Annotated in this window: 8 protein-coding genes and 1 pseudogene; 4 read left to right on the top strand and 5 right to left on the bottom strand. The window is 40.8% G+C overall.

Going from position 1 to position 12,747, the window contains the following annotated elements:
- Nucleotides 1-83 precede the first annotated feature (83 nt).
- Both RS130_RS08330 and RS130_RS08335 read left to right on the top strand, forming a co-directional pair.
- Nucleotides 84-863, top strand: a complete 780-nt coding sequence (locus RS130_RS08330; RefSeq protein WP_316025571.1) for a PepSY-associated TM helix domain-containing protein — start codon at nt 84-86, stop codon at nt 861-863.
- Nucleotides 864-912: 49 nt separating this feature from the next.
- The gene (locus tag RS130_RS08335; protein WP_316025572.1) at nt 913-1,164 is read left to right on the top strand and encodes a PepSY domain-containing protein; all 252 of its coding nucleotides are present in this window, start codon (nt 913-915) and stop codon (nt 1,162-1,164) included.
- 92 nt (nt 1,165-1,256) lie between these two features.
- Here the strand turns inward: RS130_RS08335 and RS130_RS08340 are convergent, their stop codons facing one another.
- The 4 genes and pseudogenes from RS130_RS08340 to RS130_RS08355 form a co-directional block, all read right to left on the bottom strand.
- Nucleotides 1,257-1,652, bottom strand: coding sequence for a TonB-dependent receptor (locus tag RS130_RS08340; RefSeq protein ID WP_316025573.1), 396 nt, complete (start codon nt 1,650-1,652; stop codon nt 1,257-1,259).
- Entirely contained in the window at nt 1,595-3,796 is a 2,202-nt protein-coding gene (locus RS130_RS08345) for a TonB-dependent siderophore receptor (protein WP_316025574.1), read from the bottom strand. The genes RS130_RS08340 and RS130_RS08345 overlap by 58 nt, the downstream gene beginning before the upstream one ends.
- A gap of 299 nt (nt 3,797-4,095) precedes the next feature.
- Nucleotides 4,096-5,440: pseudogene (locus RS130_RS08350) on the bottom strand (nucleobase:cation symporter-2 family protein).
- Between the two features lie 153 nt (nt 5,441-5,593).
- A complete protein-coding gene (locus RS130_RS08355; protein ID WP_316025575.1) occupies nt 5,594-6,049 on the bottom strand; it encodes an immunity 22 family protein in 456 nt (151 codons plus the stop codon).
- A 449-nt stretch (nt 6,050-6,498) separates the two neighbouring features.
- Between RS130_RS08355 and RS130_RS08360 the strand changes: the two genes are divergently transcribed.
- Nucleotides 6,499-7,257 (top strand): substrate-binding periplasmic protein, encoded by a 759-nt coding sequence (locus RS130_RS08360; protein ID WP_316025576.1) that lies wholly within the window; start codon nt 6,499-6,501, stop codon nt 7,255-7,257.
- 580 nt (nt 7,258-7,837) lie between these two features.
- A complete protein-coding gene (locus tag RS130_RS08365) occupies nt 7,838-11,023 on the top strand; it encodes a glycoside hydrolase family 2 TIM barrel-domain containing protein (protein ID WP_316025577.1) in 3,186 nt (1,061 codons plus the stop codon).
- Between the two features lie 472 nt (nt 11,024-11,495).
- Here the strand turns inward: RS130_RS08365 and RS130_RS08370 are convergent, their stop codons facing one another.
- On the bottom strand, nt 11,496-12,140 hold the full coding sequence (locus RS130_RS08370) for a fibrinogen-like YCDxxxxGGGW domain-containing protein (RefSeq protein WP_316028006.1): 645 nt from the start codon (nt 12,138-12,140) through the stop codon (nt 11,496-11,498).
- Nucleotides 12,141-12,747: the final 607 nt, after the last annotated feature.

Here is a 12,747-nt window from a genome sequence, read left to right on the forward strand (position 1 = left end):
TTAAGGACTATTATCTACCTATGGTATTTAAGCCTATTTTTTATTTTTCAGGTGGCAGAACATTTTGAAGGTTTATATTAGGTATGCGTAAAAAGCTGTTTAAACTGCATTCTTGGTTGGCAGTTACCTGCTTTGTTCCCTTGCTTGTGATTTGTGTTACAGGTGGGGTACTAGTATTCAAAGTAGAATTAGATGCTTTGCTTATGAAGGATAAAACCGTCCTAGTTGATAGCACCGACAAGCGTATCAGTATGGACCTGCTCGCGAAGGAAATAAATAGTGAATTCCCCGATTATGAAATTGGCAGCTGGGAAATATTTGATAATCAATACCGAGCCGATGCCGTTTACTTGTTAAAACGTCATACTCAAGATTGGTATAAAATTTATGTAAACCCCTACACCAATCAAATACTCAGTACCCCAGTGCCAACTGGCTCAGATTTAACAGATTGGTTGGTTGAGTTACATTACAGCTTCTTATTACACGGCAGCGGTATTTTTATCGTGTTTGTGTTTGGTGTAGTGCTAGTATTTTTAGGGATCAGTGGCTTAATCATCTATCGTAAGTTTTATGCAAGGGTATTTACGCTGCGCTACAAGGCCGTAAAGTTGGTATTGTTTAGCGATATTCATAAACTGTTTGGTACCCTAGCGTCACCTATTTTGTTGGTGATTGGCCTTACTGGGGTGTATTGGAATGCCAAAGAGTTTATCCACGAAGTAAGCCACACCGCAGCAGAAGAGGCTTGGGTATTAACCGAGCGGTTGTATAGCAGCGATGTTTCGTTAGATAAACTATTAGATGACAGCCAAAAGCATTTGCTTAGGATTTACGCCCACTTACTTACTTTTCCCCTTTGATGCGGTCAGTCACTTTACTGTGTTTGGGCACGTCACTACCCAGAATCCCTTGTATAGCGATTACAATAGTTGGCTTGGCTTTGATAAAAATAATGGGCAATTATTGAGTATCGATGACATCAGGCAGGGCAACCTGTTACGTAAATTTGACGACAGTATTAGGCATCTACACTTTGGTAGTTTTGCCGGTATTATTCCAAAAATACTATGGTGTATTGCCGGGCTGACCCCATTGGTGCTTGTCGTCACTGGTGGTTATCTGTGGTGGAATAGAAAGAAAAAGTATGGAAAAAAGCGCTAACTTAAGCTCACTTTTGGCAAAGTGTCTTTCTGTCTAAAAAAATCGGGGCGCTATTTGCCCCGACTAAGTCTGTTGTTAAAGTGAATTGAAAATTAAAACTTATAACTTAACATGATAGAACCGGTACGGCCTTCCGAAGGTTTGACCACAACAGAGTCGAACAAATCTGCAGAGGTGTAGTACTCTTCGTCAAATAGGTTATTAATCGACAACAGCACTTCGTAACTATCAGCCACATAACCGACAGATGCGGTCCATACCATGTAGCTAGGTAACAAAATGGTTTCTAGTACATCTGTATAAGTTTCGTCTGCCCAGCCAAAACCGGTACTACTGGTGAACTGTCCATCGCCCATAGGTTGTACGTAGTTTAAGTAGAAGCTCATAGAGTTGTCTGGTAAGCCTCCACGGTCTAATTCTACTCCTGTCCCTACAAAAATTGAGCGATTGCCACCAATACGTCCACCATATACTTGGTAAGGCTGCAACCCATTCTGCACTTGGCAAATTCTGCACCGTTAATAATTGCTAAGGCATTATCGCTGACTTCTGTTGTTTCAATATGCGTGGCAGTGGTTGTAATCGAGAAATATTCGTTCAGTAAAGCGCGGGCCTCAAATTCTATGCCCTTACTCGATACCGCTACTAAGGCTTGAGTTTCGCCAATACGGTCCGTTTTTTCTTGGTCATAAATTGATAAAGCAGCGTAAATACTCTCATCGTCACTGGTATATTTTATCCCCATTTCAATTAAGTCTGAATCTGCAATATATTCACCATTGTCGACACTATTGGGTACGATCCCACCTAGTTGGTTAGTCGTCAGCGAATTGGATTTAGCGTAAGTTGCGTAAGGTATTAAGCCTGAATCCATCATGTATGAGACACTAATATTATAACTTAGCACTGATTCAGTATCGCTATGAACTAATCCATCCCCAAAAGGAATGCCTAGCAAAGACACGGCTTGATCTTCCGATTCCACGTCGTAGTAATCATAGCGTCCACCAAGTAGAATCGACCATTGATCTAGCGTAATATCGGCTAAGTAAAATAGGCCTAGGTTGGTGACCGTAGATACTTGTTCCTCGTTATAATTTCTACGTACAGTGCCTTCAATGCCAATAGGATTGTTATCTTCATCATATAGAATAGTGGCATCTTCGTAAGGGTCTTCTACGGCCCAGTCGATTCTATCATTGGCTGTTGGCCCTACTGTAATATCACGAAAGTCGAAGGTTTCATCATAAAATCCATGATTATAATCGAGGTCTTCGTTGCGAATGCTGAGCCCGGTAATATGTTGGATAAAGTAACCGTCGCCTTGGCTATCAAACTTGAAGCTTGAACGAAACTCGGCAGCCTTGGCCCCAGGATAATCCGCAGTGAATCCCCAGCTTTGGTACTTAGTATGATCCATATAGTCGTAATAAAATTGGTTTTTCCAAGTAATGTCGCCATCGAGATAAGTGGTAAAGTCTAAGTAAGCAGTAAAAGCTGTTGAATCTGCAAAGTCGATATCGTCAATGAAAGTGGTTTTATGGTCAATTTGAGTGGTACCAGGATTGGTTAACGCATAGCCATCTATAAATCCAGGCGCGCCAGGGCAAGACAATAAGTTACCGTTGTAGACAAAGTTACTATTATCCTCTGTTCCCGCACTACAGAAAGAGCCAACCCCTGAAAATGATGAGTTGATAAAGTACGGCGCAGCCGGTGTAACAAAACCAGATTCTTGAGGTAATAAACGGTCTGCACCAATTGGGTTGTCTGAGTTACGCACAGGCGCGGCACCCGTAATATAGGTACCTTTGTCAATGAGGTCTTGGGTAACTCGGTTCCAATCTGGAACTTGGATACTATCTGAAGTCTGTGCTTGAAACCCCATTTCCATTGTTGTGCTATCACTGATATCTAAGTCGATGGCAACTTGTAGCATTTCATTGCTAGGCTCCGAACCATGATAAAAAGATCCAGAGTCCTCTACTTCAGCAAACACATATATCCCACCTTGCTTGTCACCAATTGTAAATGGTGTACCTACTTCGCCGGCCAGTATTTTCTGTGAATAGCTACCTAGAGTTAAATCGATTTGGCCAGTGGTCGACTCAATATATTTGGTGGCGTCTGACTTAGCAGATTTGGGCGAGTAATTCAGTTGCCCACCTACGCTACCTGTACCATATAAAGGGCTAACGGGCCCACGCATTACTTCGAGGTTTTTGGCTCCGCGAATATTGGTTTTAAAGGCCCCTGGGTTGGCGATCCTGCGAAACCCTCTAAAGTAATTATCAGCAGACTCACCGCGAATATCCATCTGACCTTGGATCCCAAAAAACGAACTGGTCATGGCCCCAGGGGTCATTCTGACTAGATCATCAACACTGCGTAAACCATACGCTTGAATCAAGTCTGCGCTGACTTCGGTTACGGCTCGTGGGGTTTGCACTAAAGATTTGTCGAAGCCAAAAGTGCTGCTAGATTCGGGGGGCATGAGTGAATTAACGTCTTTTACACCGGTTATCGATATTGTTTCCATTGCTTCTTCTTGCGCAAAACTAGGTGCGACATAAGAGGTTGCCAATACTGATACGGTTGCGACATAAAGCAAATTGTGTTTAAAGCTGTTCATTGTTCTGGGTGTCCTTTGTGTTTTCAGTCGTAGGCAAGTCATGTATGTGTTGATTTACATCACTGTAAATCACGTAAGTAAAAGCAATGGCTATGCCATAAACAATAATATTGACCGAGCGGTCAATTTTATTGGGGTGAGATACAAAAGTGAGAACATTGATGAATTATGCACAGACAAAACGCCCAAAAAAAGTGCAATATTGACTCTTTTTGGGTATACGGTGAGCAATTGATGTTGACTGATTAGTGCTGGTTTTAGCCTTACTTACAACTTAGTGACTTGGCGTAATTTTAAACCTAATCTTGTGAGGCACTTTTGTCTTCTGGCAATGATAAACTCATAATGATGGCGGTAAATCCAGCCGTGGTGACAGCAGAAGAAAGTATGTTTCTAATCAGCTCCGGTAAGTTTTGTACAACGTCAGGTACCATTAAGACACCTAAGCCCGCACCGAACGAGGTGGCAATGATCAGTGATTTTCTACGATCTATAGGTTCGCTGCTTAATATTTTTATCCCAGCAACGGCAATAGTGGCAAACATAACTAATGTTGCACCGCCTAAAACGGGCTTGGGAATAGCCTGCAGCACCCCACCGATTATCGGGAATAACCCTAATATCACCATGATAGCTGCAATATAAAAACCAACATGACGACTTGCTACCCCTGTCATTTGGATGACTGCGTTATTTTGACCGAAAGTAGTATTGGGAAAGGTATTAAATACCGCAGCAAGGGCCGAGTTTAAACCGTCTGCCAATACACCGCCTTTGATCCGTTTGAAATAGCGGTCTCCTTTTATGGGTAACTTACAAAATAGGCTGTTAGCGGTGATGTCGCCAGATGTTTCTAGGGCGGTTAAAAAGTAAATTAGAGCAACAGGTAAAAAAATGTCCAAGTCAAAATTGAAACCGTATTTGAAGGGTACTGGTAAGCTAAACCAAGGCTGCGAAAGCACATGGCTAAATGACACCAGTCCCATAGTGTAAGCAACAATCGAACCTGCCAACATACCTAACATAATCGCAGAAAGTCTGATCCAAGGGTTTTTAGAAATATTCATACCGATGATTAACACCAAAACAAACAGGCCTAACATTAAGTTTTTCAGCTCTCCAAAACTCTCACTGCCAAAGCCTCCGGCTAGAATCAGTGATCCCGACTTTTATTAAACTTACGCCTATTGTTGTGATCACTATGCCAGTAGTGAGCGGTGTTATAATACGTTTTACCTTGTCTATAAACTGGCTAACCCCAATCTCAATAAAGGCCCCGACAAAGCAAATACCAAACATAGTTGCCAATATTTCATCATTACTGCCCCCTTTACTTTTAATTGTAAAGCCCGCAACTAACAGGGCACTGACAAAAGCAAAGCTGGTACCTTGTACTGCGATTAAGCCGCAACCGACAGGACCAAAGGTTTTGGCTTGTACAAAAGTTGACACACCAGAGATAAATAACGCCATACTGATTAAATAAGGCACCTCTGCTTGTAAACCTAATGCACCACCAATAATTAACGTAGGTGTTATCACGCCTACAAAGCAGGCCATTAGATGTTGAAGGGCAGCAATAAAACTTTGCTTTTTGGTCGGTATATCTTCAAGCGCAAACAAGATATCGGAGTTAGTTTTCATTCAATTTCCTTTTGAGTTACTTAAGGATTAAGTAACTCTTATTCTTAGCCATCAAGTGATGAATAATTCAAAGGAAAGCAAGAATCTGACCAAAAGGTCAGATTGTTAAGTTGAGTCGTTTTTCTAAGTGATTTAAAAGGGGCGGCTTGCTATTTATTCTTCGTTTTCTGCGAACACACTTTCGCTCAATGGGTCGTAGTTAAATGCGCCGAGAAAAGTGGTGTACTTGTCTTGACTCACGCCACTCAGTTTGGTGCTATATTCTTGTTCAAATAATAAAATGATCCAGCTCACCTGTTCGAGCTTAGCCTTTTTAGCTTTACTCAATAAATTGACAATGTACGAGCTAGAGCAAGAACATTGTCCTGCAGCCTCACGAATATCAATTAAGCTGTCGTGAGAGCCGTTGGTCTCCATATCTTCCGGTAAGAAGTAACGGATTTTATAATTGGCTGACCAAGTGTTTTTAGCTCGTTTGTTGTTTTTGAAAAACGTCTCTTCAAAATACTCATCGGGAATATCAGCATAGGGAAAATTTGCTGCCCAGATTGATACTTTGTTTTTCTTATTAAAAAGAAGAGATTGCTCTTGGGGAATGTCTGTACTCATAAAAACTGATGGCCATAGGTGACTGAAAGTGTGTTTATAGTAATAGATGAGAAGCGTTAAAAACAGCTGCGAATGTTGAGCAAACATCGGAAGCCTGCAATAGGCAAATGATTGAACGCGTATCTGGAGGCGGCCTATTAACTGATAAACCGCTGGATGCATTTAATTGTTTATCAATATAGATGGTATTAATAATTAAGTGCGCGGTTAGTCATATTCGACACCTAAAACGTACTTATGTGCATAAAGCATTAAAATAGACTCAGTGATCAAAACCTTGGATAAGCAAGAACCTCTGGATAATGCTCTTTTTGTATCTAGCGGCGTTGGATTGTTTAGCAATAACCCGTTATTAGGTACAACAATCTGCCTTGCTAAATACATAAGGTTAGCGGTAAGGTAATTACTAATAACCTTAATATAAACCGTGGAATGTAAAGTGCTCTGATATGAAAAACAAGGTGCAAGTTTTGTTACTATTGTTCATTTCTGCGTTACCAGTAGGCGTAATGGCCGATACGTTAACGGCCTATTGTCGTGACTATCCACCAGAATTACTTTTTGAAAATGGCCAGTGTGCCGGCCCAGTACCTGATTTAGTGGCAGATGTTTTCGCACAGTTCGGGTTTTCTATTAAGTGGGTACAACAACCCCCATTGGGGCGATCAGTTAGGCAGGCCAAACAAGGTAGGATTGATTTGCTGATCAGGCACTCGATGACAGCAGAAAGACGAGAAGCTTTGCATCCTGTGCAGTATGCGTCGCCAACGAGACATCTATTTTTTTATAAATCACCCAAATTTAAATCCGATATAGACACATACGATGCTCTAAAAAACGTAAATGTAGGGGCTATTCGCAACGTTTTTTATTCTCCGAGTTTTGCAAAGTTGGAGAGTAAAAAACTGATTTTTGTCGATAAAACCGAACAACTTTTGGCATTGTTAGAGCTAGGCAGGATAGACGTTGCAGTTACTTCTGTTTATCACTATGTAGAACTATTTGCTACGCGATTTGAAAAGGCATCGCTAGAAGATTCTTTTACGAACCCTATGTATGTAAGCATCTCTAAAAAATCAAAGGTGGCGAAGTATCATAATCAAGTAGCGGCGCTTATGCTGGAGTATCGTAAAAGTGGCAAAGTCGCTCAATATTTTGAAAAATATGGATTACCCGCCCCCGCACAAACTTTTGACCACAAGCTGTAAATAGAAATCAGTAAAGAAATTAGATTGGAAACACGTGCCCACAAGAGCATCGCCCGATGCCGAAATTAGTCATACCCGTATGTCGTTAGCAGGCATCCATTGTTTTGCAACAGAAACGTCAGAACAGTAGCTTATTGAGACACCCATAAAAGTAAATCTCCCAAAGGTTGTTATCGAATTTAGTTATGGGTGTCTCGATTGGAGTTGCCTGGATTCCGGCTAAAAAGCGCACCGGAATGACGTGATGCGGGGCTGTCGGTATATCGTAATTTGGATCTTACTGTGTATTGCGGCAAATCAAAAAAGCAGTAACTCAGAAACTATTAGCCCTAGCAATGAATGGTCAATCCCAAATTACTACTGACCTAAAAGCCTGTCATGCCTGCATGTAGTTAGCAGGCATCCATTGTTTGCGGAGCAGAAAAGTCAGGATGTTTTTCTATCTTTCACATTAATTTTACATTCAACAATCAAAGTGTTGCTAATATAGCGCCAATAAAGTACAGTGTTCAAATATAAAATGGCAGGGTTAGTGAGCACACTAACGACCTTATTTGGATTTATGACTGTAGGTTAAAAAATGATAAAACGTAAACTGCGATCCTGTTTAGCGCTGGTGTTAATCACTACATTTATGGCTAGTTGTAACATGCAACAACAATCAATCCCCACTGTAGATGAAGAAACCATTTCATTAAATGGTGATTGGAAGTTTTATGCCATTTACGGTGAGGGCTCCAATTATATGAACATTCAGGAGCAAAGTAGCGACCTTGTCATTGATAACAAAGACGCAAACGTCGAAATGAAAGGTAAGTGGAAATCTTCAACCCTAGGTCAACGCAACACCCAAATATATGGCGATGATTATGTGCAGCATAATTTCACTTTAACCGACTTAAATAACGCCAATAAAGAGGACGATTCTTATTTTCGTTTTTACCCCAAATTTCAGAAATCAGGCTATTACGAGGCCTTTACTCGTTATCCATTTGCTTCACACTTAACTGCTCAGTACAAGATAAAGCATGCAGATGGTCTGGCTGCTAAATACGTGAGCCAGCGAGTATTTTGTAATGAATGGAACAGCTTAGGAATCTTTAAGTTTGACAGCCAACAGCAAAACTATGTTGAACTTACCGCTATCGTAAGTGGCACAGTCGCCGCCGACGCAGTGATGTTTAGAGAAATATCTGAAGAAAAATATCTACAAGCTAAACAACAGCCAAACCGTGTTTACTTAAGTGAATTTGATGATGCTAATTGGGCCGATCTAAAAGTCCCAGGGCACTGGGGCATGAACAATGATTTTTCTAATTACACTGGTAAGGCTTGGTACCGTAAACACATTAATTTACCTAAATCTTGGCAAAAATCCTCAGATCAAAGGTACTACCTAAAGTTTGCAGGGGTTTACCATTTAGCCAGTGTTTACCTGAACGGCACACTGATAGGTAAAAACCGTGGAGGCTTTACTCCATTCGAATTTGATGTGACAGATGCCCTTAATTTTGCTGGTGATAACGTGATTGCCGTGCAAGCTGATAATAGTGCAGTAGTGGGAGCGACGTGGAACTGGGGCGGTATTATTCGTGATGTCACCCTAACTAAAAATAACGATGTACGGATTGATTACCAATATGTGCATGCCGATCCCGACTTAGAAACTGGCAGTGCCAACATCAAGTTGCGGGTAAAAGTTGAAAACAACGCCAATGTCGAACGTAATATTCAGCTTACATCTAACATATTAGACGGCAAACAAATCGCCACATTAAGCGGAAGTATTGATGTGCCAGCCAATAGCAGCAAAGAAATACATTTAGACACTCAGCTTAGCCCTGAGCAAGTGAAGTTATGGCATTTTGACAACCCTAAATTGTATCAAATAGAAACCTCGATTAGCGATGACAGTAAGGTTTTACATACAAAACAAGAAAATTTCGGGATCAGAAAAGTCGAACTAACAACGTCTAAAATGTTGCTAAACGGCGAACCTGTCAGACTGGCCGGCTTTAACCGGGTAAGTGAGCACAGATATTGGGGCTCGTCTGAGCCTGCAGAAATACTGGCGCAAGACATAGATTTAATGAAAGAAGCTGGTGCCAACTTTATGCGAATCATGCATGGCACCCAAAACAAAACCTTGTTCGAATTAGCCGATAAAAAGGGCCTATTACTATTTGAAGAAATCAATGTTAGGGATCTAGATAACGATGAATTTAGAGCAAACTACTACCCAGTAGCCAAACTGGAGCAAGAGAAAGGCATTAAGCTAAACCTAGCCGATGAAGAAATTCTCACTTTAGATGAAGCCTACGTAAAACTACGCCCAGAACACGGCGTTACAGTTACCGAAAAGAACTACTTTTTAGCCAAGTATTGGTTAAAAGGCATGATCGAACGAGACATCAACCACCCTAGTATTATTGGCTGGAGCGTAGGTAATGAGCTAAACAATCATTATGAATACGGCAAGGCTGCCATTGACTATGTCAAAACAGAGTTAGACCCATACCGCTTATTAACTGTGGTAAGTAACTCCGGACAAAAACCACAATATACCCCAGAAACCGATCCCAATACGTTTTCTGACATCATTATGCACAATATGTATCGTTGGCAGGGTGAGCCACAAGAAATTTTAAATACCTTAAGAGCTAAATGGCCAGACAAGCCTGTGTTTATTTCTGAATTTGGTTTTGACCCTTTTCCGTCAACGGCACTAGATGCGGATAAAGAAATATTTTCTGAATGGACCAATCATTTCAGGCATAAAAATGAGTTTGTGATTGGTACGTCTATGTGGACCTTCAATGACTATCGCAGCGCTTACGCAGGCACAACGGCCGAAGAGAATCGTGTTTGGGGTGTGATCACATCATGGCGGGAAAAACGTCGTTTATACCAGCGTATTCAAAAGGAATACGCACCGGTTAAAGATATTGAAGTAAGCAACATCGATTTCAACAACAACCAAGCTCAAGTGCGTATGCCAATCAGAGATCCAGGCGACTACCCTAGTCATAGTATGCACAACTATCAGTTACGGTATCAATTTAGCAATAGCCAAGGCCAAGTGGTTTATAGCAATGTGAAAAACTTACCAAGCATTACGCCACTAGATAAAGAATGGCAAGGCACCATTAGTTGGACTTCTTTACCTGATGATGTACTTGCTCTTAGTTTAAGCCTAGTGACACCAACTAAGCACACTCGATTAAGTAAAACCGTGTCTTTTCAACCGGCGATTACACCGCAAATTAGCACCTTACTCTCTGGCAAGAATGCAATAAGGATCCTGTTTGATAAAGTGCCTAATGCAACTGAATACTTTGTTCGTTATACAGATGAAAAAGGGCTTACTCATACATCTGACAAAACTATAAGCGATAGAATTGATATTACAGGCTTGCAAGCTAATCAAGACTATCAATTTAGGCTGTTTGCAATTAACGACAAAGGGCCAAGCCAAGCATCTAAGCCAATCACTGCCAGTACCAATACTAAAGCTCTACCGCCGATTATTTGGGATAGTTTTATTGTCGACAACAAACTAGTCATCGCCTATTCAAGTGACTTTGCAGACGGCAATTATGTAGTTCAATATGGCAGCGGCAAAGAGCAGTTAAATAAAACTTTCGTATCGAACGTCAGAGGTATGTTGAGCATAGATTTATCAGGTGAGAAACAAATCTATTTCAAAATAAAACGCCAGCTCAATTCCCAAGATAGTAACTGGTCCGAGACGGTAAAAGTTGAATGAAGCAGATTCCTTCAGCATGAGCCAGACTGTGCAGAATGTTGCAGACTTAGGCAAGATGCTTATTGAGACACCCATAAAAGTAAATATCTCAAAGGTTGTTATCGAATTTAGTTATGGGTGTCTTGATTGGAGTAGCCCTGGATTCCGGCTAAAAAGCGCACCGGAATGACGTGATGCGGGGTTGTCGGTATATCGTAATTTGGATCTTACTGTGTATCGCGGCAAATTAAAAAAGCAGTAATTCGCAAACTATTAGCCCAAGCAATGAATGGTCAATCCCACATTACTACTGACCTCAAAGCCCGTCATGCCTGCACGTAGTAGCAGGAATCCAGTCTTTTAAAGCAGAAAAGCCAGAATGTTGCAGACTTAGGCAAAGCTTATTGAGACACCCATAAAAGCAAATATCTCAAAGGTTATTATCGAATTTAGTTATGGGTGTCTTGATTGGAATATTTATAAGTCTTAAACCTTATCGAATAAAATACATCAAGGTATCTTGATGTTTATAGGATGAGCCGTCTGAACCATAAGGCCATTCATCAAACTTCATTGATGAGTCCTGATAAATCGCTGCACCAGCAATGTCATAAGATTTAGCTGTAGTCGAATCAGTCAGACTTATTAAAGAATAGTCAAGTCCTCGACCATCACAGCCTCGGCTTTCATGATGCCAAATATGGCGAGAACCATCTTTACTTAATGCAGTCAGATTATTTAAATCAGATATGCTTTCACAATTAGCACCATATAGTTTGGCGGCACTAATTCTAGATACTCGCTTGTTTTCATCAAGAAGCATCATTCCGTCATTCATGTTTTCTCGCATAGCCACCCAGTATTCACTGGAAATAACACCAAACTTTTTGGTTGTAACATTGTTTGTTTGAGTTATGCGGTCTAAACCGTCAGTATGATGGGCAAATAACATCCAGCCACCACCAGAAGTCTGCATATCACAGTAAACTTCAATTGGCGCCAGAGGGCCATTGTTATCTAAATCAATCGCATAGTAACCATTTGCTGATGAGGGAATGTTGTTTTTTATGTCAGCGCAACTGCTGCCAACAACTACAAGTGCTTTCTTAGAAGGGGGTATCGGTTGATTTACACGCAGTTAGTGTGACAACACTCAGTATTGCCAAAGTGATTGCTTGTTTAAGTTGCATTTTATTTCCTTATTTATTAGTCATTTATCTATAGAGACATTAACTAATGCAAGTATCACGACAAAAAATATGGAACCAAATCTTCACTAATATACTGTGATACTTTAGCTACTGCCCTTAGCATATTCACATCTTTCTATGATTGGGCCTTAATAACGACAACATATAATTCAACGTATTGATGAATCAAAAGTGATTATAAATTAAGCAAAGTTAAATTTGTACAACTTTTAGCCTATCCATCCCCCTTTAAAAGTAAGCCTAACAATAAAACCTATTGAGACACCCATAAAAGTAAATCTCCCAAAGGTTGTTATCGAATTTAGTTATGGGTGTCTCGATTGGAGTAGCTGGAGGTTACGTTGAAGCTAACTGCAGCATTGAGCATTGAGCATTGATGTTAGCCCAAATGGTGTGCGCAGTATGTGGTTAAGGAGTGATATGGATGCAACAGTTCTAAGAGTCAAAAGAGCGCAGATGCTTGCAGAATTGGTGTAAAAGATAGCCAGTTTACCAACTGGCTGGTATGCTCATTACGACAAAGTCGCTCGGTAA

Origin of the sequence: Paraglaciecola aquimarina, from assembly GCF_032464635.1 — a bacterium.
GTDB classification, from domain to species: Bacteria; Pseudomonadota; Gammaproteobacteria; order Enterobacterales; family Alteromonadaceae; genus Paraglaciecola; species Paraglaciecola aquimarina.

Coding starts and splice junctions, on each gene's coding strand:
- RS130_RS08330 (WP_316025571.1), top strand. CDS start 84: ATGCGTAAAAAGCTGTTTAAACTGCATTCTTGGTTGGCAGTTACCTGC.
- RS130_RS08345 (WP_316025574.1), bottom strand. CDS start 3,796: ATGAACAGCTTTAAACACAATTTGCTTTATGTCGCAACCGTATCAGTA.
- RS130_RS08355 (WP_316025575.1), bottom strand. CDS start 6,049: ATGAGTACAGACATTCCCCAAGAGCAATCTCTTCTTTTTAATAAGAAA.
- RS130_RS08360 (WP_316025576.1), top strand. CDS start 6,499: ATGAAAAACAAGGTGCAAGTTTTGTTACTATTGTTCATTTCTGCGTTA.
- RS130_RS08365 (WP_316025577.1), top strand. CDS start 7,838: ATGATAAAACGTAAACTGCGATCCTGTTTAGCGCTGGTGTTAATCACT.